This window comes from Pseudoalteromonas sp. SWXJZ94C (assembly GCF_015864385.1).
Lineage (GTDB): Bacteria > Pseudomonadota > Gammaproteobacteria > Enterobacterales > Alteromonadaceae > Pseudoalteromonas.
The window spans coordinates 1-24302 of sequence record NZ_JADYXF010000055.1 but is presented as its reverse complement, the minus strand read 5'-3'; the positions used below and the strand labels follow the sequence as shown (position 1 = coordinate 24302).

General features: G+C 36.0%; 20 protein-coding genes and 1 pseudogene. 8 read left to right on the top strand and 13 right to left on the bottom strand.

Features of this window, described 5'->3' with window-relative positions; translation table 11 throughout:
- Positions 1-218: 218 nt before the first annotated feature.
- Both I6F65_RS18725 and I6F65_RS18720 read right to left on the bottom strand, forming a co-directional pair.
- Positions 219-527 carry a hypothetical protein gene (locus tag I6F65_RS18725; protein WP_024611420.1) on the bottom strand — a complete coding sequence of 103 codons (309 nt, stop codon included), beginning with the start codon at positions 525-527 and terminating at the stop codon, positions 219-221.
- A 122-nt stretch (positions 528-649) separates the two neighbouring features.
- Positions 650-1615 (bottom strand): sensor domain-containing diguanylate cyclase, encoded by a 966-nt coding sequence (locus I6F65_RS18720; RefSeq protein WP_197114363.1) that lies wholly within the window; start codon positions 1613-1615, stop codon positions 650-652.
- A 441-nt stretch (positions 1616-2056) separates the two neighbouring features.
- On the opposite strand from I6F65_RS18720, the gene I6F65_RS18715 reads away from it, so the two are divergent.
- From I6F65_RS18715 to I6F65_RS18705, 3 genes are all read left to right on the top strand, one after another.
- Entirely contained in the window at positions 2057-2266 is a 210-nt protein-coding gene (locus tag I6F65_RS18715; protein ID WP_024611422.1) for a cold-shock protein, read from the top strand.
- 185 nt (positions 2267-2451) lie between these two features.
- Positions 2452-2658: a cold-shock protein gene (locus I6F65_RS18710; protein WP_029880466.1), complete on the top strand. Its 207-nt coding sequence runs from the start codon at positions 2452-2454 to the stop codon at positions 2656-2658.
- Between the two features lie 185 nt (positions 2659-2843).
- Positions 2844-3053 carry a cold-shock protein gene (locus I6F65_RS18705; RefSeq protein ID WP_006792548.1) on the top strand — a complete coding sequence of 70 codons (210 nt, stop codon included), beginning with the start codon at positions 2844-2846 and terminating at the stop codon, positions 3051-3053.
- An 828-nt stretch (positions 3054-3881) separates the two neighbouring features.
- Here I6F65_RS18705 and I6F65_RS18700 read toward each other — a convergent pair.
- Positions 3882-4151, bottom strand: a complete 270-nt coding sequence (locus I6F65_RS18700; protein ID WP_024611424.1) for a hypothetical protein — start codon at positions 4149-4151, stop codon at positions 3882-3884.
- 242 nt (positions 4152-4393) lie between these two features.
- On the opposite strand from I6F65_RS18700, the gene I6F65_RS18695 reads away from it, so the two are divergent.
- Complete coding sequence (locus tag I6F65_RS18695; RefSeq protein WP_024611425.1) at positions 4394-4657, top strand: type B 50S ribosomal protein L31; 264 nt, start codon at positions 4394-4396, stop codon at positions 4655-4657.
- A gap of 2 nt (positions 4658-4659) precedes the next feature.
- Complete coding sequence (ykgO, locus tag I6F65_RS18690; RefSeq protein ID WP_002958669.1) at positions 4660-4794, top strand: type B 50S ribosomal protein L36; 135 nt, start codon at positions 4660-4662, stop codon at positions 4792-4794.
- 54 nt (positions 4795-4848) lie between these two features.
- Here ykgO and I6F65_RS18685 read toward each other — a convergent pair whose 3' ends face one another.
- Both I6F65_RS18685 and I6F65_RS18680 read right to left on the bottom strand, forming a co-directional pair.
- Entirely contained in the window at positions 4849-5235 is a 387-nt protein-coding gene (locus tag I6F65_RS18685; RefSeq protein ID WP_024611426.1) for an OsmC family protein, read from the bottom strand.
- A gap of 173 nt (positions 5236-5408) precedes the next feature.
- Positions 5409-5798: a cytochrome b562 gene (locus tag I6F65_RS18680; protein ID WP_166109503.1), complete on the bottom strand. Its 390-nt coding sequence runs from the start codon at positions 5796-5798 to the stop codon at positions 5409-5411.
- Positions 5799-6343: 545 nt separating this feature from the next.
- Between I6F65_RS18680 and I6F65_RS18675 the strand changes: the two genes are divergently transcribed.
- Positions 6344-9196 carry a TonB-dependent siderophore receptor gene (locus I6F65_RS18675; protein ID WP_197114361.1) on the top strand — a complete coding sequence of 951 codons (2853 nt, stop codon included), beginning with the start codon at positions 6344-6346 and terminating at the stop codon, positions 9194-9196.
- A gap of 616 nt (positions 9197-9812) precedes the next feature.
- Positions 9813-12653, top strand: coding sequence for a TonB-dependent siderophore receptor (locus I6F65_RS18670; protein WP_197114359.1), 2841 nt, complete (start codon positions 9813-9815; stop codon positions 12651-12653).
- Between the two features lie 77 nt (positions 12654-12730).
- On the opposite strand, the gene I6F65_RS18665 is transcribed toward I6F65_RS18670, so the two are convergent.
- From I6F65_RS18665 to I6F65_RS18640, 6 genes are all read right to left on the bottom strand, one after another.
- On the bottom strand, positions 12731-14509 hold the full coding sequence (locus tag I6F65_RS18665; protein WP_166109497.1) for a sugar phosphorylase: 1779 nt from the start codon (positions 14507-14509) through the stop codon (positions 12731-12733).
- Positions 14510-14566: 57 nt separating this feature from the next.
- A complete protein-coding gene (locus tag I6F65_RS18660; RefSeq protein WP_024611431.1) occupies positions 14567-15787 on the bottom strand; it encodes a glycosyl transferase in 1221 nt (406 codons plus the stop codon).
- On the bottom strand, positions 15780-17525 hold the full coding sequence (locus I6F65_RS18655) for an HAD-IIB family hydrolase (RefSeq protein ID WP_197114357.1): 1746 nt from the start codon (positions 17523-17525) through the stop codon (positions 15780-15782). The genes I6F65_RS18660 and I6F65_RS18655 overlap by 8 nt, the downstream gene beginning before the upstream one ends.
- A 145-nt stretch (positions 17526-17670) precedes the next feature.
- Positions 17671-18909 (bottom strand): uracil-xanthine permease family protein, encoded by a 1239-nt coding sequence (locus I6F65_RS18650; RefSeq protein ID WP_197114355.1) that lies wholly within the window; start codon positions 18907-18909, stop codon positions 17671-17673.
- Positions 18910-18918: 9 nt separating this feature from the next.
- Positions 18919-19548, bottom strand: a complete 630-nt coding sequence (upp, locus tag I6F65_RS18645) for a uracil phosphoribosyltransferase (protein ID WP_024611433.1) — start codon at positions 19546-19548, stop codon at positions 18919-18921.
- A 146-nt stretch (positions 19549-19694) separates the two neighbouring features.
- Positions 19695-20651 carry a kinase gene (locus I6F65_RS18640; protein ID WP_197114353.1) on the bottom strand — a complete coding sequence of 319 codons (957 nt, stop codon included), beginning with the start codon at positions 20649-20651 and terminating at the stop codon, positions 19695-19697.
- Positions 20652-21029: 378 nt separating this feature from the next.
- On the opposite strand from I6F65_RS18640, the gene I6F65_RS18635 reads away from it, so the two are divergent.
- Positions 21030-21581, top strand: a complete 552-nt coding sequence (locus tag I6F65_RS18635) for an outer membrane beta-barrel protein (RefSeq protein WP_166109487.1) — start codon at positions 21030-21032, stop codon at positions 21579-21581.
- 1028 nt (positions 21582-22609) lie between these two features.
- On the opposite strand, the gene I6F65_RS18630 is transcribed toward I6F65_RS18635, so the two are convergent.
- Both I6F65_RS18630 and I6F65_RS18625 read right to left on the bottom strand, forming a co-directional pair.
- On the bottom strand, positions 22610-23335 hold the full coding sequence (locus I6F65_RS18630; RefSeq protein ID WP_166109485.1) for a hypothetical protein: 726 nt from the start codon (positions 23333-23335) through the stop codon (positions 22610-22612).
- Positions 23336-23774: 439 nt separating this feature from the next.
- A pseudogene (locus I6F65_RS18625) lies at positions 23775-24302 on the bottom strand (transposase); the annotation flags it as partial.

Sequence of the window (24302 nt, the reverse complement as noted above, 5' to 3'; positions counted from 1 at the left end):
GTATTAGAAAAAGTTTTATGTAATAATTTACTCAAGTGCATAGTCGATTTACTTTGTAATTTCTTTGGTCGGAAAAACATATAAGATCAAAATTGGCTGTGCACTTCAACTGTTTTTTAAACTACCTTATTGATTTATATTATCAAATTGTGGGGATTCCTCAGGACTAAACCCCGAAGATTGAGCATAAAATAAGTATTGAGAATTTGTATAAAAAATTAACGAGCTCTAATGCCTAACCAATTCCATACATACGTTTTATTAGCTGCTGGAGTAAATAGCATTGGATCGTTGATAGAAGAGCACTCGATTTTAGAAACGGCACCGGCATCATTCAAGAGCTTTATCACATGCTCAGCAACGTTTTTATCTACTCCGGCAATGAGCACACAAGGTAGCGATTTATGAAGGTGAGTTTGTATTTCTTTTGCATGTTCTAAATTTAAGCAACCAATAAGCCGCAAAGATTTAACAAGTGGCAATGTGTTCCCCGATACAGATATTACACTAACTTGGTATTTATCCATGATTTAACTCCCATAGTAAATTTATACATATTTATGCATAGTAACAGAAGTATTTATCACATTGGAGATACCGTTGTATTGCAATCATGTAACTTCAGGAAACATGTTTACTAATAATTAAATTATTCAGCGCACAATGCTTTTTTATTTTTATACATTGCTGCATCTGCGCCTTGAAGCATTTCTTCAACTGTGTTTTCGGTATCATAAGGGTAATTCATTACCCCTACGCTATATTGAATTTTGTATGGTTTATTAATAGTGTTATTGGCTTGTTCAATAGCATCTGCAAATCGTTGTAGAACAGTGTTTGCCTTTTTTTCATCAGAGTCACTTAACATCGCAACAAATTCGTCCCCGCCAAGTCGTCCTATAATTTCGCAATCACGAAATGACTCAAGCATAATTTTGGCAAACGTAATAAGCACAAAATCACCTTCATGATGACCATAAACATCATTAATAAGCTTAAACTTATTTAGGTCAAACAGTATAAAAGACATCGATATTTTATTGCGCTTACATACACTTAGGCTATGTTCGGCTAAATTTAGAAAGCCACGTCGATTAGATATCATTGTTAACTGATCTATTGTAGCGAGCTGAATAGATTGTATTTCTTGCTCTACCATCGCGCCTAAATCTTTAAGTAATTGTTGATCTTCTTCTGTTAAATTTCTTGGTTTAGAATCAATAAGACACAAAGTACCAATGGTTATTCCCTGTCTAAGCTTTAAAGGATACCCCGCATAAAAACGAACTTTAGGATCATTTATAACAAAGGGATTATCGAAAAAACGCTTATCTTTTAAGGTATCCGGAATTATAAATAACTCACTTTCATTTATTGCATGCCCGCAAAATGATGTTTCACGAGGTAACTCACAAACATCAAGCCCTTGCTTTGATTTAAACCACTGACGATCTTCATCAACTAAACTTACAAGTGAAATAGACACATCAAACATACGTTTTGCTATACGGGTTACACGATCAAACCTTTCTTCATGTGAGCTATCAAGAATATTTAAAGTTCTGAGTGCATGTAAACGCGCAGCTTCATTTTTTGGAACTTCAGGTTTAGTCATAGTGATCCTGTTATTTAACGTATTTTAATAGTTTGCAGCACATCTAAAATATGCCGTAATTTATCCGCATGTAATTTTAAGTCAAATCAAGCCTATATATAATAAACTCAACACTTTCACACTAGAACATTATATAAAATTAGCAATAGTAATGTTGCATTTTAACCTAATAAGAAAATATAAAAGCGTGGTTGTAAAATTATAGCTAAGTTGAGCCATGCTAGTTGCGTTGTTTAAAAGTATTTTAGAAAAAACTTGCTATACGTTTAAACATGCTGGTACTATCCGTCGCATCGGGTTGATAGAAAGCCCTGTTTATTTGTAAGTACCACGTTGTTATTAGTAATATAATCCTTCGCGCTATCCTCAGTTAAATATGTTTTCTTCCTTGTTTATCGCCTAATTTAGGGCGCAATATAATTATTATTTAGGATACTTTTTATGTCTAATACAACAACTGGTTCAGTTAAATGGTTTAATGAAGCAAAAGGCTTTGGTTTTATTGAACAAGAGTCTGGTCCTGACGTTTTCGCTCATTTTAGCGCAATTACCAGTGACGGCTTTAAAACATTAGCTGAAGGTCAACGTGTACAGTTTACTGTTACACAAGGTCAAAAAGGCCCGCAAGCTGAAAATATCGTTTGCATCTAAATTGTTTTAATTGATGGGTTATAATTAACCCGTCAATATATATAAGTTTGAAAGAAGTTCTGTTTATTTGTACGTACCACGTTGTTATTAGTAATAATTCTTCGCGTTATCCTCAGTTAAATACTTTTTTTCCAGCTCAATCGCCTATTTATAGGCAAATTTTATTAATTTCTAGGATATCTATTATGTCTACAACTACTGGTACAGTTAAATTTTTTAATGAAGCAAAAGGTTTTGGTTTTATCGAACAAGAATCTGGTCCTGATGTTTTTGCTCATTTTAGCGCGATTTCTGGCGACGGTTTCAAAACTCTTGCTGAAGGCCAACGTGTACAGTTTTCTGTTACACAAGGTCAAAAAGGTCCACAAGCTGAAAACATCGTTTGTATCTAACATGTTTTCATTGATGGGTTAGTAATAACCCATCAATATATATAAGCTTGAAAGAAGTTCTGTTTATTTGTAAGTACCACGTTGTTATTAGTAATAATTTTTCGCGTTGTCCTCAGTTAAATAATTTTTTTCGGCTCAATCGCCTATCTTCAGGCACATTTTTATTAATTTCTAGGATATTTATTATGTCTAACACAACTACTGGTACTGTAAAATTTTTCAATGAAGCAAAAGGTTTTGGTTTTATTGAACAAGAATCTGGTCCTGATGTTTTCGCTCATTTCAGCGCAATTTCTGGCGACGGTTTCAAAACTCTAGCTGAAGGCCAACGTGTACAGTTTACTGTTACACAAGGTCAAAAAGGTCCTCAAGCTGAAAACATCGTTTCTATCTAACATGTTTTAGTTAATGTGTTTATTTACACATTAATAACTCACTTGTAGTTTATCTATAAGTGAGTTTTTTTATGTCTTCATTTTATTGCTACTTTGTTTATATTCTTAATTTCTACTTTATATTCCAAACTTAGCTTTTAATTTCGTTAATTTATAAGTTTCATATCAAGACCCTTCCCTCCTAAATACAATTAACTTCCCAAGTAACTTCTCAAAATGATTTTTAATACCAAATTTTTAATACCGAACGACTTAATTAAGTAATTTATTTGAGGTAAGAATGCGTTATTGATAAAAAAGAAAAATTCGTTATTCCGTGATTCTCTGTAATTACTTCTGCACTGCTCTACCTTCTGTATTTATACTGTCGTAAATAAGAAGTTTTTATGTAGCTAGCGGCCAAATTTGATGCCTAAAACTGATTAAGTGTTATTGCTGACTGGTGTAGCATGTACAGAATCTATTAAGTATTAGTTTGAATTAATTAGTTCGTTATTTAGAAAAGGATGTCAGAGACTATTTATTTATGACTATCGATTTATTAGTGATTATCGATTAGTGCTAGCTATGAGTATTATCGATGAGTTACTAGCTATTAGGCACTGCCTATGCGGCATTAACGCTAATTTATAAATGAGGGTACTTCTTTTAGGCATAATTAAGAAACCACCTAATCGTTGTATTTATTACTTACGTTAAGCAAATAAACTAAATTCTTATTTTAGTTACCCAATAAAGCTATATTAAGTAACTAATAATAAGTAACTAATTTAAGTAACGGGTAGTTAAATTAGTTACTAAGTAAAAAACAAACTTCATATGGTTAGCTTAGTTTTGGTGTTCGTACTGACCCCGATACACTTCAAATACCTTTAATACAGTATGTTGTTCTTTTGACAAGTTATCGAACCAATCATCAAACAGCTCGTCATTATCTTGTTCACTCAATGCCATGTAATGGGCAAGTAGCTCTACAATATCATTATTATTACAACTTAGAGGGTTAAGTTGCTGAGCTAAAACACTATGGTCGCGCTCTCTTAGGGTATCCATTACCCCTTGATCAATTTGTTCTTCTTGTTTTGTTGCGTCACTCATACGTTACCTCTGTGCTCTACTTTTAAATGCGTTTGTTAACGTTTTTAATTAACTTAAATATAGTTATAACAGCCTAAACGGCAATAGCCAGCATTTTTGATCTAAGTGCTTATTTTTTGATTTGTTTGCACAAATAGCCATCAAATTGATGCTTTTAGAAGCTTTTAAAATCATTTGCAAAGTATAAATAAATGAGTTAAATTAAATGATACAATATCACATAACATTTATATAGGTGTATCATGAAACCAAACATTCATCCTGATTACAACGAGGTAGCTTTTCACGACACAGCTGCCGATAGTTATTTCATTATTGGCTCAACGATTAAAACTAATCGTACAATTGAACTCAAGGGTAAAACTTATCCGTACGTGCCTATAGATGTGTCTAGTGACTCTCATCCTTTTTACACTGGTAAGCAAAAGTCAGTTACAACCGACGGACGGGTTGCACAGTTCAATCGTCGCTTTAAAGGTCTTTCGTCTGGTAAAAAGGAAGCGTAACAATGAAGGTACTTAGTTCACTTAAAAGCGCAAAACAACGCCCTGGCTGTCAAATAGTAAAGCGTAAAGGTCGTGTATTCGTTATTTGTAAAAATAACCCACGTTTCAAAGCAGTTCAAGGAATGAAAAAGAAATAGTAATAAAGACACCCAGAGGCTTATAAGGCATAAACCTCTGGGTTAATAAGTAAATTATTTTACAACAACTGAAAACTCAGGAACGGCCTGAATTACTTTTTTAACAGTGCATGTATTAACAGCGGCAATTAGTGCTTTTTTATATTTATCAGGAAAACCATCTGGCAAACTGATCTCAATAGAGAATAACTTTTTCCCATTATCGTCAACATTTTCATTATTTTGTTTAAGAGTCATACCTTCGGTAGAAATATCACGTTGCTCGCAAAATTTACGAGCATAAAATCCGGCGCATAAAACCATACTTACTAAAAAGTAATCAAATGGTTCGGGATGTTCTGCATTACCACCTGCAGCAACACTTTGATCGCTTACTACTTCTAAATCGCCAAATTTTGCGCTTTGCTTTTGACCTTCTAACATTGAAACTGAAATTTCCATTGCTACTCCTTATATAACCAATGTTTTGGTTAAAATATTTACTTATTTATTAATATGGTTACGTTTACTTTTTGCTAGTAAAGAATTCTAATAGCTATATCTCTGTTATAAAAAAGTCATAGCTGTTAGTAGGAAAAATACTTGCTAAAAAATCTGATTATTTACACGTGTGATTATGAGCCGAATAATAATTCAAAAAACCCCGGTGGTTCATGTAACTCATGATACTTTTTACGTAAGTTATCTATATTTTTCAAAGATGATTTTGCTTCAGTAAGTCCCTGCTCGTTAGCTGATTTTTTAGCAAGCTCTGCTTGAGCAATCACTTTATCAAGACCTTGTAATGATTGTTCAGGCTTTTTGTAAAATTTAGCGGTTTTACTTACTTTAACCAGCTTAATAAACTCGTCTATTGCTGTATTGAACGTAGTAAGATCCGTTGCTTGTACTGCTTGTTTATAGGCAAGACCTGTATTTTTCATGTTTATTTCAAGATCAACGGGCTGATTTGAAAATGCTAATGAACTAAATAGCAGCGTAATAAATATAAATAAAAATTTCATAAACAACCTTATAAATTAAAGACAGCTAATTGTATCAATTATACAAAGGAAAGTACGATGCAAACATTGCTTTTTAACTGTAAAGGGGCTTTACAGTTAAAGTATGAATAGAAAATTATTTTATTGAGATATTATTTATCTTAATATTTCATTTGAGTATATAACAACCTTTGACCCTCTAAAACGCAACATTAACATGAAATACAATCCCCTTTTTAGAAACAGTTAATTAAGTCATCAATTAACCCCCCATATAATTACCGTAAATTCATGAAGATAACAAAAAAAAAAATAAACATAGCATTTACATGTTGATAAAAACAAAACCATAACGTTAACCATTACAATTTTAAGTCATTGTTTTAATTGAATTTTAACAAGTTATTTTATCGCTTTTATTTGTAGGTTCAACGAAAATTAATTACCCCAGTCAAATTAAGTGTTAAATCTAGGTACGTAATGTAAATTTTATAGTCAAATAACTATTAACATGAAAATTATGTTGCAAGTAATTTTAAAAACAAACGATTCATCTAGGGGATAACATGAAATCTTACAACAAAATCTCAAGCAGTATAAAAACGGCGCTGTGTTTAAGCGCTATTGGTTTATCACACACAGCTATTGCAGCAGACGCTGATACTCAAAAAATAGAACGTGTACAAGTAACAGGCTCTAAAATAAGCCGCGTAGGAGCTATTGCTCCGGCACCAGTAACTGTAATTACTGGTGAGCAATTACTTAATACAGGTGCAGTAAATATTGGTGAGGCACTAAATAAACTGCCGGCTTTAGGTAATACTTACTCGCTTGCAAACTCAGGTCGCTTTATTGGTACTGCAGGTCTAAATATTCTTGATTTACGTAATATGGGTACCGACCGTACGCTTGTACTTGTAAATGGTAAGCGCCATGTATCAAGCTCTGCAGGTTCTCAAGCTGTTGATACAAACACCATTCCTAGCGTATGGGTTGAGCGCGTAGAAATAGTAACCGGTGGTGCATCTGCTGTTTACGGTGCTGATGCTGTAACAGGTGTTGTTAACTTTATACTTAAAGATAACATTGAAGGCTTAGATTTTACCGCCACTAAAGGTGTTTCAGACTTAAGCGATTACAATAATGAGAAAGTAACGTTCTCGTACGGTTCTAATTTTGATAGTGGTCGTGGTAATGCTGCGTTTGCAGTTGAATACTCAGCTCAAGAGTCTTTAAATGCATTAGATCATCCATGGACTGATGGGTCATATTCAAGCTTACGAAACCAAGCACAAAATGATTCAAATAAAGACGATCCTAATTTTCCTGATAAAATATATACACCAAATGCAGGTTATTACGCGTTAAACAATGCGGGTGTATTTGATTTAGGTAATGGTTTTGTTAATACCTTTAATTCTGATGGCTCTCACCGTGATATATACACTGGTAATAATGTTGATGGTTTATTATGTGCCGATTGTGACTCATTTAATCTAGCTCAATTTGACGAGATTCAACCTAAATTTGAACGTTACAATGTAAACTTTAAAGTTAATTACGATGTGACTGACGATCTTAATGCCTACTTTGAAGCTAAATACGTAAATAGTGAAGGCGAAAGTATTGGTCAACCTGCATTCTTTTTCTTTGATCCTGACAATAGCATTAAAATTGATAATGCTTACTTAGATCCGAGTGTAAAAGCTCTTATGGAAGCAGCTGACGAGGGTAAAGGCGTTGAATCAATTAGCCTTAACCGAATGATGACTGACTTAGGTCGTCGTATCGAGAATAATACGCGCGAAACTACTCGCTTTGTAGCAGGCCTTAAAGGCACTGTGTTTAGTGATTGGGATTTAGATGCGTCAATAGTGCGTGGTCAAACTGATTTAGAGCGCGTAAATGGCGCAAACATGATAAGAGCTAACTACTTTAATGCACTCGATGCAGTTAAAGACGATAGCGGTAATATTGTTTGTCGTAGCGAAGCTGCTCAAGCACAAGGCTGTGTACCAGTAAATATTATGGGCTTTGGCGCACCTAGTGATGCAGCAATTGACTACATTAATACAGTATCAACTGGCACATCAGAAATAACTCAAACTGTAGTATCTGCGTCTCTTGCCAATGGTGCTTTATTTGAACTACCAGCAGGTTACGTTGGTGTTGCTTTTGGTGCTGAATACCGTAAAGAAGAAAGTGAAACAAAAGAACCTGATAATGCTGAAGGTACGTTCTTTAACGCTCTTGGCGAAGATCAAGGTGACTTTGATGTAAAAGAAATTTTTACAGAGGTATCTGTTCCACTACTCTCAGATATGCCATTTGTTCAAGATTTGGTATTTGATGCAGCTGTACGATATGCTGATTACAGTACAATTGGCGATGCAACTAGCTGGAAATTAGGTCTTGATTGGAGTCTAAACAACGAGTTACGTTTTCGTCTAACTCAATCAGAAGCACTAAGAGCACCTAATATTGGTGAAATTTTTGGTGCACCAAGTCAAACTTTCTATGATGTTGACGATCCTTGTCAGGCTGATAACTTAAACGACTTACAAAACAGCAGTACACGTCGTACAAACTGTGCTGCACTAGGTGTACCTACAGGGTTTGATTCAGATTATGACTCACAAACACTTGAAGGTTTAAGCAGTGGTAATCGTGAAGTTAAAGGCGAAGAGTCAACAAGTACTACAATCGGTTTAGTTTACCAACCAGAATTTATAGAAAATTCAACACTAACTATCGATTACTGGAAAATTGAAATTGAAGATGCAATTGACTATATTAGTGCACAGGATATTTTAGATCGCTGTGTAGATAGCGGCTCAGGTATTTCTAATCAATACTGTAGTTTAATTACCCGTGATGCTAATAGTGAAATATCATTAATACAAAATTCAGCACTTAACGTTGCTGGTCAAGAAGCATCTGGTATCGATTTTGAATTAGGTTACGATTTTGATGCATTAGGGGGTAGCTTTAGAACGAACCTCATAGGTACATACTTGATTGAGCGAAAAGAATTCCCGTTCCAAGATGAACCTAGTGACTATATAGAAAACGCAGGTGTTACAGGTGAAGCACAATGGCAAGCTAACTTAAATCTTGAATATAGCTACGAGAATTTATATACAACATTCAGTACGCGTTATATTGAAGAAGTAAGCTTATACACAGATCAAGAATTAAGTGATAACCCTAACCCAAATAGCTTAACTAGCTATGGTACTTACGTTATTTCAGATATGACAGTAGGTTATAACTTTGATAATGGTGTTGGCTTAAAAGTAGGCGTAGATAACTTATTCAATCGTGGGCTGCCTTTTGGTACGCGCGGAGATGGAGAAGGTTCTGCTAGCTACGATAATATAGGTCGTTTTGGCTATATTACTTTCTCATATAGTATGTAAGTTTAATTTATAGTAAAAGGCTCATAAATTGAGCCTTTTTTATGTGTGTCACTCTATTTAGTGACGATTAAATAAATTTTTTATGCATATTTTCACCCAATAAAATGAAATATATTCATATTCCGCATTGTTTATTTTAAATCCCCTAATTAACATGGATTATTTAGCGATTATAAAAAGAGCTATATTTTACACTTAATAAACTTAATTGAGTGATAAAAGATCAGCTATAACGATTAAGTTAGTTACGTATAAAAAAGTAAATAAATACACATAGCGTTAAAATAAACAATCCTGCTAAATAACGACCTAAACATATATAAAAATCCATCATAACGTTCACTTCTCAAGCAACAAGTTTAAACCCCACTTTATTAAGGGCTAATACAAAGCCAATTACAATTGCAATAATTGCATCAATAAAAAACAGGTTAAAAATAAATATCCTTAATATTCATTAACATTCGTTAAATTAACGTACTTTTATTCATTATTTCACCGTGCCATAATTGCGCCTTAAATAATAAAATGAATTATAAATAGCGCTATTTATTGTGTTTTAAACACTTTATTTAGTCTATTTGGTTGCACTAAAATAACCGCTCTTGGGAAAACAATGAAACATTCTTTAATTTGTAATAGCATTAAATTTGCTCTTATTACAGCTGCTGCAACAGCTAGTAATTCTGTACTTGCTCAAGATGAGCAAGCAATAACTAAAATTGAACGCGTAGAAGTAACTGGCTCACGTATTTTACGCGAAGGCGCAATAGCACCTGCACCGGTTACAGTGATCACCGGCGAACAGCTTATGAATACTGGCGCTGTTAATATTGGTGAAGCCCTAAATAATTTACCAGCATTGGGTAATACTTACTCTTTAGCTAATTCGGGTCGCTCTATTGGTACTGCAGGTTTGAATCTGCTTGATTTACGTAATATGGGCACAGACCGAACACTTGTGCTTGTTAATGGTAAACGTCATGTGTCTAGTTCAGCTGGCTCTCAGGCAGTAGATACGAATACAATCCCAAGCGTTTGGGTTGAGCGAGTTGAAATAATTACCGGTGGTGCATCTGCTGTATACGGTGCTGATGCGGTAACTGGTGTTGTTAACTTTATTCTAAAAGATAACATTGAAGGGATGGACTTTAGCGTTACTCGTGGTTTTGCCGATCTAAGCAGCTACAATAACGAAAAAGTATCTTTCTCATACGGCTCTAATTTCGATAATGGTCGTGGTAATGCTGCATTTGCAGTGGAATATTCTGGTCAAGATTCATTAAATGCACTTGATCACCCATGGACAAGTACATCATTTAGTAGTTTACGTAATACAGCTCAAACAGACGCAAATAAAGATGATATTAATTTCCCTGATAAAATTTTAACCCCTAATGCAGGTTATTATGCGATTAATGATGCTGGTGTTTACGCATTAGAAGATGGCTTTACAAATAGCTTTAACCCTGACAGCTCATCTCGTAATTTATACTTAGGCAATAATGTAGATGGCTTACTTTGCGCTGAGTGTGACTACTTTAACCTTGGTCAGTATGAAGAAGTTCAACCAGAGTTTAAACGCTACAATGTTAACTTTAAAACAAATTACGATATTACCGACGACTTAAACGTTTACTTTGATGCTAAATACGTAAACAGCCAAGGTGAAAGCATAGGTCAACCTGCATTCTTTTTCTATGACGATGAAAATAGCATTAAAATTGATAATGCCTACTTAGCACCTGATATTAAAGCCCGTATGGAAAGCGAAGGTGTAGAGTCAATTATGATTAATCGTATGATGTCTGATTTAGGGCGTCGTATAGAAAACAACACACGTGAAACAACCCGCTTTGTTACCGGTTTAAAAGGCACTGTTTTTGAAGACTGGGAATTAGATACCTCAATAGTATACGGTCAAACAGATCTAGAGCGTGAAAACGGCGCTAACATGATTTTAGCTAACTACTTTAATGCGCTTGATGCCGTTGAAGATACAAATGGCAACATTGTGTGTCGTAGTGCTGCAGCACAAGCAGAAGGCTGTGTACCAGTAAATATTATGGGTAATGGTGCACCAACACAAGACGCTATTAATTATATTAATACAGTGTCAATTGGTACTTCTACAATTAAACAAACTGTCGTTTCTGCATCACTTGCAAACGGCGCTATTTTTGAGCTACCAGCTGGCTATGTTGGTATTGCTTTTGGTGCTGAATACCGTAAAGAAGAAAGCGAAACAAAAGAGCCTGATAACGCAGAAGGTACGTTCTTTAATGCATTAGGCGAAGATGAAGGCTCATTTAACGTACGCGAAGTGTTTTTTGAAACATCAATGCCTATATTAACTGACCTACCATTTATTCAAGATTTAGTCTTTGATACTGCAGTGCGTCATGCTGACTACAGCACTATTGGGGAAGCAACAAGTTGGAAGTTAGGACTTGATTGGACAGTTAATGACGAACTACGTGTTCGTGTTACGCAATCTGCAGCACTTCGCGCGCCTAATATAGGCGAAGTATTTGGTGCTCCAAGCCAAACTTTCTATAATATTGATGATCCTTGTCGCTCAGAAAATCTTAACGATTTACAAAATAGCTCTACTCGTCGTGCTAATTGTGCAGCATTAAACGTCGCAACCGACTTTAACTCTGACTATGATTCGGCAAGTATCGATGGCTTACAAAGCGGTAACCGAGACGTTAAAGGTGAAGAATCAACCAGTACAACTGTGGGTATTGTTTACCAACCTGAGTTTTTAGAGAACGCTGTACTTACAATAGATTACTGGAAAATTGAACTCGATGATGCAATTGATACAATTGATGCTCAAGATATTCTTGATCGTTGTGTAGATAGCACAACCGGTGTTAATAACCAATATTGTAACCTTATTACACGCGATGCCAATGGCGAAATTTCACTAATTCAAAATTCAGTACTAAATGTTGCCGGTCAAGAAGCATCAGGTATCGATTTCGAACTAGGCTACGATTTTGACGCACTTGAAGGTAGCTTTAAAACACGCTTAATAGGTACTTACTTAATTGAACGTAAAGACTTCCCTTTCCAAGATGATCCTTCGAGTTATATTGAAGCAGCCGGTACTTCTGGTGAAGCGAAATGGCAGACAAACCTATCTGTGAACTACACGTATGATCGTTTTTTCTCTACGTTTGAAACACGCTTTTTGAGTGAAGTAGAGCTATACACAAATTTCTCACTTGATAGCAACCCTAATCCAAGCAGTCAAATGTCTTACGGTAAATATTTTATAACCGATATTACTGTTGGCTATAGCTTTGATAGCGGTGTTGCCGTTAAATTTGGTGTTGATAACGTATTTAATCGCGAGTTACCTTACGGTACGAGTGGAACAGGCGAAAAGAGCGCAAGTTACGACAACATTGGTCGTTTTGGCTATGTTAGCCTCTCATATAAACTTTAATTTAAAGTAATTAATAGTTTTTAGTTAAAAAAATGCCAGTTGATTAAACAAACTGGCATTTTTATATATACGTTAAGCTATTTTATATTACTTAACCACACACTTTGATATGGCTCCATTTCAATAGTGAGCTGCCCTTCTTCTATCAGTTTATCAGCAATTAAATCAAACCACTGCTGTGTATCTATTAAGTTTAAATCAGCTAACTTAAGTGTTTCAGGCTTATCACTAATATTGTAAACACAAAATACACTTTGTTGTCTGTCGATACTTTGGCGCCAAAAACCAAACAAACCTCCCGCTAAGTGCAGTGTAAACTGCGTTGCATTTGGATGAAATGCACTTTGCTTTTTGCGTACACCCAATAACGATTTAATACCGTTAAATACTTTGTGATGATGGCTGTATTTTTCACTGATCGCAGCTAATAGTTTAGATTCTTGCCAACGATGACGGTTAATAGCCCTGTTATGCTGTGAGTTTTCAAAACGCTCATAATCGTTTGTTGTGCCTAATAAACTATGAATATACAAACCGGGTATGCCTTCAAGCGCAAACATAATTGCATGGGCACACATAAATCGCTCAAGCCCAAACTTATCAGGTCCATTGTGCGTACCTTGTAGCGCATCAAATAATGCAATATTAAGTTCATAAGGCGTATGCGTGCCATCGTTACTAGTACGCATAGATACCCGACCACCAAACTGCATAGTGGTTGTAACTAAAGAAGCCACTTCGCTTGGCTGAAGTAATCCCTCAATTGGACGAAGCCCTACCCCATCATGCGATGCAATAAAGTTAAAATAAGCGGTGCCATTTTGTGCCGGTGGCATACTCATCATCCAATGTTTAAGGGCGGTGCTATCACCACTTAATAATGTATGTAGTAATAATGGCGGCAGTGCAAAATTATAAATAGCATGCGCTTCATTTGCGTTACCAAAATACGATAGGTTTTCTTGATTTGGGATATTTGTTTCGGTAATTATAACCACGCTTGGCTCTACGTGCTCAATAAGCGTGCGCATTAATCTAACAGCTTCGTGTGTTTGCGGTAAGTTAATACAATTTGTATTTAGTTGCTTCCATAAAAAAGCAACAGCATCGAGTCTAAATAAGCGCACACCATTATCTAAATAATGGCGAATAATACCCACAAACTCTTTTAGAACATCAGGGTTTGCAAAATCAAAATCAACTTGATCGTGACTAAAGGTACACCATACATGCTTTTCGCCGCTAGGCGTGTTCACAGTATGTAAAAGCGATGATGTGCGTGGACGCACTACTTGGCTTAAATCATCATTTAAACTGGCTGTTTTAAAGTAATCTTTACCTGGGTGTAAATCGTTTAAAAAGTTTTCAAACCATATACTTCTGCTCGAACAATGATTAATAACTAGATCAGCCATTAGCTTTACGTCTTTGGCTATATTTTTAATGTCTTGCCAGTCACCTAAAGACTCGTTTACTTGCGCATAGTTCATTACCGCAAAGCCTTCATCAGAGCTGTACGGATAAAAGGGAAGTATATGCAGAGCATTAAGTTGCATATCACATTGCTCTTTTATAAATCTATGCAATGTTTTGAGCGGTGCTTCAATTGGGCTCGATACTGCAAACTCGCTATCATCATGCTTAATAATTGAGTCGCCATACGCAATTAAAACAATATCTTGTTCATCCCACCGGTTTGTATGCGGTGTAGGGTCACGCAGTGGACTGCTACCTAAAATAATTTTAATCAGTTGCTGAGCAAGCTCAGTAATAGGTAAAGGTAGTTCAACATCGTCATAAATTATCCGAAGATGATGCTCAACCTGTTGTAAAAATAATTCGTTAACTGTACTCACATGCGCCCCTTTTTATTTTTAATTACTTAACCTGACCTCAGGTTACTTATTTTTGGGTTAGCTATATTCTTCGTTATCAAGCTCCACCGCTTCTTTTAAGCGTTCAAGCACGTCTGGCATTGCTGATACAACACGGTTCCAACTTGGCACAAATGGCGCTTCCATCGGGTTGTCTAAAAAGTGTTGACCTGCATTCATAATATTTTGTGCAAACATTTCTACTGCTTTTTCCTCTTGATGCACATCAAGCGTTAAACCATTCATTATTGCGTCGTTGTGGTAAGTTTCTATAAAGTCTAATCCAATACGGTAATAGGTAGCTTTAAGTGAGCGAATAGTTTCACTGGTAAACGTAACACCTTGCGTTGCTAGCTTTCTAAATAATGCTTTGGTGATATCAATCGACATTTTAGATAACCCAGCACTTTGGTCGTCAAGCGATAGTTCTTGATGTTTATGATCGTAGTTATCGGCTATATCTACTTGGCATAATCGGTTATGCGAGTAGTTACGGTACATCTCGCTCAATACGCCAATTTCTAATCCCCAATCGCTTGGAATACGAATATCGTTTAGTACGTCACGTCTAAACGAAAACTCACCCGCTAATGGGTATCTAAACGAATCCATGTATTCTAAGTAGTCGCGGTTACCTAATATTGTTTTAAATGAACGCAGTAATGGCGTAACTAATAAACGTGATACACGACCATTAATTTTTCCATTTGCTGTACGCGGGTAAAAGCCTTTGCAGAACTCGTAGTTAAAACGAGGATGCGCCACTGGGTAAATTAGCTTAGCAAGTAAGCTTCTATCGTAGGTTAAAATATCGCAATCGTGCAATGCTATAGACTCTACTTCCGCCGTTGCTAGCTTATAACCCATGCAATACCAAACGTTTCTGCCTTTACCAAGCTCTCGTGGTGCAACGCCAAGTTCTTGTAGTTCTTTATCGAGTGCTTGCAAGCGAGGACCGTCGTTCCATAATACTTTATGATTTTGATTTAGTTCTTTAAAAAAGCTGAGCGCATGACGATACTGTGCTTCATCAGCCCTGTCGAGACCAATTGTAATTTGCGATAAGTAAGGTACTTCGCGTAATTCGCTTACTATATTTTTAAGTGCCGAGCCTTCCAATTCGCTATATAGCGAAGGCAATATAAGCCCCATTGGACGCTGCTTACTGAACCCTAATAATTCTTTTTCTAGGTCTTCAATTGGTCGGTCAGCAATATTATGTAACGTAGTAATTACGCCATTTTGGTAAAAATCAGCCATGAGATATTTTCTCCTCAGTAATACTTAAAATACTGTTTATACAAGGCAGTGATGTTATTTCCTCAATCCAACCTAATGGTGCTGGTGATTGTGAATATCGCGCTTTGTTATGTGACAATTTAACCGGCTTTTTACTCGCCGGATTTGCAATAATAATGGCAATATTTGCTTGCTCTAACATTTGCTTATCGTTATCGCTATCGCCCAATGCTATAACTGTGAGAGGCTTTCTAAAATGATGGGTAAACTGTTTAACTAACCACTGCTGTGCAGCGCTTTTGTCTGTATTTTTGGCAATATGAATAAACCGACCACCTATTTTTATATCGTAACCAAGCGCTTTAACATCTTGCACAAAGGTGTTTAGTAAGTCATCGCTGCCATACCAATAAAGTGGGTCTGAGTAATCTCGTGTTTGTGCACGCTTTGCTTGTGCATCGGTTAATCCTGTAAGCTCAGATATTTGCTCGCTTGTTAAGTTACTAAACAATTTATAATGAGACTTATAGTCATTTTTAAGCGAATCTAAATCACTTAAAAGACTTGATAAAGGCAGCGCTAATGAATGACACCAATAGTCACCCACTTTTTTACAACCAATAGGTTTTAGTTCAAAGTAGTTTTCAGGTATGTAAACTGCCGCGCCATTTTCAACAATAAAAGGTTGTTGAATACTTAACTCATTTTTTATTTCAGCTACTTCACAAAACGTTTTGCTCGTATTAAATACCACAGGAATGTGAGCACTTTGCAATTGTTGTAATAACTCACTCACATTACTGGTATTGTAATCAGCATGGTCGAGCAAAGTACCGTCAAGATCAGTAAATATAATAGGCTGCAAGGTATCGTCACTAATTAAATGCATACCGCTTATATCGCGATTGCTATCAAGCTCTATCAGTGCATTTGCTTTTGTGCTGAGGGTGTTTAAGTTTTCGCGAGTGATCCGTTCAAAATGAGAAATAAACCACACCAATTGCTCACTATTCATGGTACCTGTACCAGCACCTTTTTTAGCAATTAGTTTTTGCTCTTGCTCTTGGCGCCATGTAAACACATCACTAAAACTTGGCGCTTTAAGCATAACGGTGTAATCAATCTTATTAAAAATTGCCTTATACTCATTCGCCAAACAGCTGTTTATACAACGGCGCCACACGCCTTCTTTATCATGAAACTGCTCTAATTCGTTAAGTGGTTCACTCAATGAGAATAGCGGTTGCGGCTCGCTACCTACACACCACCCTTCTAAAATAACAATATCGACGGAAGCTGCGTTAGTTAACCACTCATTTTGAGGAGCACAATCATCCTCGTGCTTATTAAAACTCGGTAAAGGCACATTTATATCACCCGCTAATAAACGCGAAATGGTGCTATTCATTAATTCAGTATCATGTGTACCTGGTACGCCACGCGTCGTAAATAAAGGGTGAACATCTTCAGCTAACTGTTTACGTGCTTGTTTAGTTAAATAAAAATCATCTATCGACAGCGCAACGCTGTTTAGTGCCGTATTTTTTGAAAACCACGTTACTAAAAAATCAGCTAACGTGCTCTTTCCAGAGCCTTGGCAGCCATTTATAGCAACAAAAATAGGAGTTGATGTTTTTTTTGATTCGAGAATGTCATGCGCAAGTGGAACAAAATATTGCTCACTCAAATATTGATACTTTAAAGGCAGTTGGTGCTTTGCTAAAAACGGGGTTATATCCACAATATTGGCCTCTGACATAGTAACTCCTTGCATATAATGCGTTCTGTAGGGTTAAATGCAGGTACTAGACCAATATTATTTTTGTATATTTTTTAATGAGTTAAAAAAATAGCGCATTTGAAATGCGCTATTATGGTGCAAACTAATTAGCTAATGTGCAAAATTAAGCGGTCTCAGACTCTGCTTTTGGTAATACTAAGTTAAGTATAATACCTAAAATAGCGCATAAGCTTACGCCTTCCAAACTAAATTGGCTGCCACCAATATGCATACCACCAATACCACACACTAAAATAAGTGCGACAATACTTAAATTACGCGGTGCAGTTAAATCATCACCCGACTTAACAAGTGTGTTTAAACCAACAACAGCAATAGATCCAAAAAGTAAAATCATAATACCGCCCATTACAGGCACAGGTATTGTTTGTAGCCCTGCGCCCATTTTAGCTATAAATGCCAAGGCAATAGCAATAACTGCAGTCCACATCATTACTTTTGGATTAAAGTTTTTAGTTAGCATAACCGCACCGGTTACCTCTGAATAAGTGGTATTAGGTGGTCCACCAAATAATGAAGCTGCCGATGTAGCTAAGCCATCCCCAAACAGAGTACGGTGCAAACCAGGCTTTTTCAAAAAATCTTTATTGGTTACTTGGCTAATAGCCATCATATCGCCAATGTGTTCAATTGCAGGCGCAATAGCAACAGGTACCATAAATAAAATAGCCTGCCATTTAAATTCCGGTAAAGTAAAGTTAGGCACAGCTAACCATTGTGCATTATTTACTGCGTCAAATTGTACAACACCTAAGCCAAGCGATAAGCCATAACCCGCTACAACACCAGCTAATATAGGAATAAGCTTAAATACGCCCTTTCCCCACACTGCAAAAATAAGCGTAACCACTAACGAAAACATCGAAATAAAAATAGCACTGTTGTAATCAATTAATTGCAAGCTGCCATCGCCACTTTTACCCATTGCCATATTTACAGCAACAGGCGCAAGCGCTAAACCAATAACCATAATTACCGGACCAACAACCACTGGCGGTAAAATTTTATGAAGCGTTGCTACGCCTTTAAATTTTACTAATAAGCTCAACAGCATATACGCAAAACCTGCCGCCATTAAGCCCCCCATAGTAGCGGGTACTCCCCACATTTGTACGGCAGCAATTATAGGTGCAATAAAAGCAAATGAAGAGGCTAAAAATATAGGCACTTGACCTTTAGTCACTACCTGAAACAACAAAGTACCAAACCCTGCTGTAAACAATGCCACACTCGGATCGAGCCCAGTTAATAGCGGCACAAGTACCAACGCACCAAACGCTACAAACAGCATTTGTGCACCGGTTAAAATAGTTTTTATCGAAAAAGTGGCATTATTTTGCACTGAAAGCTCCTAAACTGTTCCAAATATCTTATCGCCTGCATCACCTAAACCAGGCACTATGTAACCTTTTTCGTTTAAGTGGCTGTCTACTGATGCGGTAAATATTTCTACGTCTGGGTGAGCTTCAAGTGTTTTTGCAACGCCCTCTGGTGCCGCTACAAGTATAATTACTTTAATTTCTTTACAGCCTGCTTTTTTAAGCATATCGATAGTGGCAATCATTGAGCCACCCGTTGCAAGCATTGGGTCAATTACTAGGCTTAAACGCTCGTCAATATTGCCTACTAACTTTTCAAAATATGGGATTGGTTCTAGTGTTTCTTCGTTGCGTTGAAGACCAACAACACTTACTTTAGCAGCCGGTAATAATTGCATTACGCCGTCCATCATACCAAGGCCTGCACGTAAAATTGGCACTACCGTGATTTTTTTACCTTTAATATGCTGCACATTTAATTTGTTACCATCCCAGCTGGTAATTTCGTTATCTTCAAGCGGAAGGTTTTTGGTCGCTTCGTAGGTTAATAATGTTCCTACTTCAGAACACAATTCACGAAAGCTTTTAGTGCTTATGCCATGCGCGCGCATTAAACCTAATTTATGTTGAACAAGAGGGTGAGAAATAACGTGAATTGCCATGATATAAACCTACTGATACAAGAATTTGCAGTATTTTATATTAAAAAAGGTCATTTGACCTTTAGTTTTAAAGAGATTTTCATACATCGTGCCAAAATGTATTGTTTTGTTTGATATTTATGCAAGAGACTAACAAAACCTGTTTATTAAATGTTACTCGCTAACCAGTTGTTTACTTGCTTAAGCATATAGCTATTTATTTTTTGATGCTCAGGGCTCCAGCCAGCTAAAAATCGATAAAAGTCAGCCCAAGCAGCAGACCATAGAGCACGCCAATCGTCAGCTATTTTATTAACAGGAGCCTGGGGGTGATAAGTAGTAATCGCAGTTTTTAAATTATCAAAATAATATGCAAGATATTCATCAGCATACTCGTGTAATTGTTCATCATTAAAACAGCTGGTCATAAAGTACATTACATCAACTATTCCACAACCTGTACCTATATATTGAAAATCGTAGCCACGTATTTCACCACACTCACTAGCTGCAAAGTTGGCAAGTTTTGCATCACCATGAATCCATGTTTTGTAATCACAACTTTGTAGCTGCTCATCTATTTTAAATGCAGCATTTTTAATATCGGACTTTTTATCAAGGTTGTCTTTGAGTTTATTAAACTCATCTGGGCGCGTACTTAAATGCCAGTAGTTGCCTTGCTGCCATAACCCATCTGCAGGCTTATATAAGTTAAACGCATGAAAGTACGCAAGCCACTTTAATATGGCTTTTATATGCCCTATACCTGCTTGCATAAATCCATATTTAGTAAAGTCTTTAAACACCAGCGCATATTCATCATCTTTATTAATAGCATTTATACAGTCAATACTTTGCGCATCTATTGGCAAATGCTGGCTATAAAGCCTATAAAAATTGTACTCAACGTTATAAGAGTGCTGCTTTCTTTTAAGCGCAAATTCGCTTTGTTTTATTTTAGGATGATTTATATAGCTGGGGATTTTAATCGCCTTAATAACGCATAGCTCATTATCAAGCTGGCACTGCACAATACTGCCACAGCCACTCCAAAGCGATGTTAGTGTATCGCCAATTTCAATTTGCTTAAAATGAGGTAGTAATAAAGGGATATAAAAGATCATGGGCATATCAAAAATGAGTTTGTTTCAAGTGATTTAACGCAGGTTAATGCTTTTAAAGTAGCTCTACAACAACAGATTAATGAATAAGCCAAACCAATTCAAAATAAAATATTCTAGGTAATAGACTTAGTGTATAGATATCCTATTCGCCATTTAAAATATGGCTATAGTAAAATGCCATAGATAAACAATAACTTAACTATAGACACACAATATACATATAGGTTACTCTCCCGCCGATTTTTATCTTCCGCTGCATTTAAACAACTCCGTAAGTGATTGTTCATTGTTGGGTTTTCAATTACAACAACCGTGTCTCATAAATTATTTTTATGACGCTTTTTTAACTACATTTTAAAATATAAAATAGGAAAAATAATGAAAAAAACATTCCAAGGAACTTTACTTTTATCATCGCTAATATTAGGTTCGCATGCGTATGCAAACGAGCAGGTACCCGTTCAAGAAAAACACTGGAGCATAGGAGCTGGTGCTTATGCTTTTTCATTGGTTAATGATAATAGCTCAAGTGAAGACTTAGATTTTAGTGGTTTTAACATAGCAGCAGGTTACGCAGTTAATAATCATTTTCAAATTAGAGGCACCTATTTTTCATTAGAAAATGATGACTTTTCAAATATAGAAAGTGATGGCTTCGACCTAATGGCTTATGGTGGAGTTGGCTTTTCTAAAAAAGGCTTTAGAGGCTATGGTGGTGCAGGTTTCTTCTCTGACAAGTGGAGTGCTCGAGGTGAGAATGAAACCATGTCTGGCTTCCAGCTTGGTGGTGGTTTAGGTTATAATTGGGGTCCTACTGCGTTAGATTTTGTTTTAACATTACGTCAAGCTGATGAATATGAAGATTTTATGTTTCAATCAGGCACCTATGTTGCGGCATCTGGTAACCTAACTATCTCTTATTTGTTTTAAACACATAAAAAAGCCCCCGCTTGTTTTTACACAAGCGAGGCCCACACTAATTGTTTTCTCATCTATAAAAGCACCGACGCTAGACAGCCTGCCTCATTACTGCCTAGCTTAGCTGTTTTTAGCGACCAGTTTAAATGCTTTGTCTATTTTTCCGGATTGTAACATGCTTAATAAGGCCAAAAGCATTAACACTATTGTTAAAAGTCCAGCGATGAACGCCCAAAATATATTAATAAAACCGAGGTTGTGGACTAACCAACTGTTGTTAGAATAAATAGTAAAAATAACAGTAATTGGGAAAATGTTAATGAGTGAAAATAAAATATAGAAAAAGAAAAACTTTAAATTTTGTAAGTAAAAGTCAATTCTTAACACTGTAAATTTACGGTATTTAGATTTTAGAACAAGTGTTTTACCAGTTCTAGATACCTTTAAAAACTGTCTTCCCTTTAAAAATAATAGAACAGCTTCTGAAGGTGATTCGTAATTTAACAATGCCTTTACTTCATTGAATGAAAAAAACGACCGAAAACGGCTGAAAAAGCTTGTTCAGTTAAAAATTTATGACGAGAATTCGGTTTATTAACATTAAATTTTAGAATGTTATTTATGAGTTCTATTTTTTGAAAACTTACTTTTTTTATTTTCTAAATATTGAGAAAATATAAACCGGATAGCTGCAAAAATAGCAGATAAAATTATGATTCCCAATATCACCTGAGGATAACTTTTAGCGATCTCATTCATAATTGGTAACTCCTAAAAAGCTAATGAGGATGTAGAATAACTCCAACAGCCAAATTCAATTAAAACACGAGCTCCTTTAATTAACTCTAAGCGCTTTTAAAGCATTAGGTAATGCATTTGGAACCCATAAAACAAGCAGTTTTTCTAAAAAAGAGTAATTCTACAGCCTCAACGCCGCATTAAGCGGACTAAAATGATGGGCAGCGAAGCGGAACATAACCAACTGTTTTAGTTGCGTTTAAGTACCTTGCTAGCTTTGCAAACACAATTATAAACTTAATTTATAATGGTGTTTTCAAAGTATACGAAACCTCCATATTATTTGCGTTATGGATAATAAATTTTGCATTTTTATAAGCATAGGTACTTTCTGGTACATAATCTAAAGCAACCTCTTGAGTAAATGCTTCTCTAGCTAGTCCATCAGTGTACTCTCTATATACTAACTTTATTTGCCCCCCAGCAATGCCAGCATATGTAATAGTAGAAACAAATCCATGATTGCTAGAAGCCTGAATAACGTTAGTACTTTTATATTTTGGTAAATCATCAAAATATGCTACATATACCACACCATTAGGAGAGTTCTTAAGTGAATGTTCCCAATGCCAATAAAGCGCTGGTTTTCTTTGTTTTTCATTTGGAATGTAAATTCCACCAACGCCCTTGCGTAAATTCACATCAATAACAGTATCCTCTGCTTCATAAAACTGCCCCTCATTATCTTCAGCAATCAATCTATATAAACCTGGTTCAACAGTTACATTAAACACTTTATTTCTATGAGGTGTTTCAGCTTTAATGGGAGTGCTAATAATAACTTGCTTATGTTCAAGAAGTGGTGCCGATGATGTCATTACTTCACCAACATTTACTGCTTGTTGTACATTAGTTAGAAATACATAATTAGGGCTTATTATTCCACCAATTTTAGTTTGAACAGGAGTACTTTTACAAGCACCAAGAGTAAAGGCAATGATGAAACAGGTCGTTGTACGAAAGATCATGTTTTGGTTCCCTAGGTTTTAATCTTTATTAATAATATGACTTAGTAGATACAGTTATTTTATAAAGCTAACACTTTAGTATTTGTGCGACACGCAGTACAGATTACCTTGAAAAGGTATTGAATTTATAGAAGCTAACTAGGCATATATGGACGCTCCCTTGAAGTCAAAACGAGTTGGTTTGTAAACCTCAAAATTGATGCCTTTATTTTATTATCATGTATCTCATATCACAAACCACAGCTAACTAGACAGCCACTTTAATTAAAAAATAAAACTGTGCCATAAAATCTACTTTTTAGGTTAATTATTTACCTTTCCTACTAGGTTATTTTAATTTCATCCATTTAGTAAGTCATTAGCACCCTTAAACCTAAATTACACGCATGAGAATAACTGCATAATTACAGTTTTAATTTCTTACTAAGAAGTTTAAGTCTTATGCGAGTAGCTTTTCGCAATTACTGATATTTGCCCGCCGCTTTCTGTTTAAATTTTCACAGTAACGTGCTTGTGAGGATGGCCTGCCTACTGCACCATGAAATACACATGTAAATTGCGTGGTGAGTTTTAACCAGTTTTCTGGGGAGATACTCACTCTTTCTAGTAAAGGCAAGTGTGTACTTTCAATATACCCTCGCTTGTCTTCTCGTATACAACGTCCTGTTAATTCAACCAGTTCTAGGTACGATTTAAGCTCAAACGGGAGTCCCTTTGGCATTATTTGGCGTGGCATGCCTGCAAAGCGAAGTAGTTTTTTTGGTTGTTTGCCATCCTTTGCGTGTGTTAAACGTTCTTGGACGCTGGTATGGTCTGGCTCTTCTGGGGTGTTAGCCATTTTAGCTCTAATGGGGTTTAAATCTACATACGTCATACAGGCGGCAAGTGCAGCTTCATCTAATAATGCTTGAGACGTAAAGCGCCCCTCCCACAAAGTTGTATGGAACAACTTTGAACGCCTTAGGCG

What these genes read in the sequence shown, in the direction of transcription:
- upp (WP_024611433.1), bottom strand. Translation starts at nt 19,548, where the DNA reads ATGGCAATTCACGTTATTTCTCACCCTCTTGTTCAACATAAATTAGGT.
- I6F65_RS18710 (WP_029880466.1), top strand. Translation starts at nt 2,452, where the DNA reads ATGTCTACAACTACTGGTACAGTTAAATTTTTTAATGAAGCAAAAGGT.
- I6F65_RS18630 (WP_166109485.1), bottom strand. Translation starts at nt 23,335, where the DNA reads ATGATCTTTCGTACAACGACCTGTTTCATCATTGCCTTTACTCTTGGT.
- I6F65_RS18685 (WP_024611426.1), bottom strand. Translation starts at nt 5,235, where the DNA reads ATGGAAATTTCAGTTTCAATGTTAGAAGGTCAAAAGCAAAGCGCAAAA.
- I6F65_RS18640 (WP_197114353.1), bottom strand. Translation starts at nt 20,651, where the DNA reads ATGATCTTTTATATCCCTTTATTACTACCTCATTTTAAGCAAATTGAA.
- ykgO (WP_002958669.1), top strand. Translation starts at nt 4,660, where the DNA reads ATGAAGGTACTTAGTTCACTTAAAAGCGCAAAACAACGCCCTGGCTGT.
- I6F65_RS18660 (WP_024611431.1), bottom strand. Translation starts at nt 15,787, where the DNA reads ATGGCTGATTTTTACCAAAATGGCGTAATTACTACGTTACATAATATT.
- I6F65_RS18680 (WP_166109503.1), bottom strand. Translation starts at nt 5,798, where the DNA reads ATGAAATTTTTATTTATATTTATTACGCTGCTATTTAGTTCATTAGCA.
- I6F65_RS18635 (WP_166109487.1), top strand. Translation starts at nt 21,030, where the DNA reads ATGAAAAAAACATTCCAAGGAACTTTACTTTTATCATCGCTAATATTA.
- I6F65_RS18675 (WP_197114361.1), top strand. Translation starts at nt 6,344, where the DNA reads ATGAAATCTTACAACAAAATCTCAAGCAGTATAAAAACGGCGCTGTGT.
- I6F65_RS18720 (WP_197114363.1), bottom strand. Translation starts at nt 1,615, where the DNA reads ATGACTAAACCTGAAGTTCCAAAAAATGAAGCTGCGCGTTTACATGCA.
- I6F65_RS18700 (WP_024611424.1), bottom strand. Translation starts at nt 4,151, where the DNA reads ATGAGTGACGCAACAAAACAAGAAGAACAAATTGATCAAGGGGTAATG.
- I6F65_RS18695 (WP_024611425.1), top strand. Translation starts at nt 4,394, where the DNA reads ATGAAACCAAACATTCATCCTGATTACAACGAGGTAGCTTTTCACGAC.
- I6F65_RS18655 (WP_197114357.1), bottom strand. Translation starts at nt 17,525, where the DNA reads ATGTCAGAGGCCAATATTGTGGATATAACCCCGTTTTTAGCAAAGCAC.
- I6F65_RS18725 (WP_024611420.1), bottom strand. Translation starts at nt 527, where the DNA reads ATGGATAAATACCAAGTTAGTGTAATATCTGTATCGGGGAACACATTG.
- I6F65_RS18670 (WP_197114359.1), top strand. Translation starts at nt 9,813, where the DNA reads ATGAAACATTCTTTAATTTGTAATAGCATTAAATTTGCTCTTATTACA.
- I6F65_RS18715 (WP_024611422.1), top strand. Translation starts at nt 2,057, where the DNA reads ATGTCTAATACAACAACTGGTTCAGTTAAATGGTTTAATGAAGCAAAA.
- I6F65_RS18705 (WP_006792548.1), top strand. Translation starts at nt 2,844, where the DNA reads ATGTCTAACACAACTACTGGTACTGTAAAATTTTTCAATGAAGCAAAA.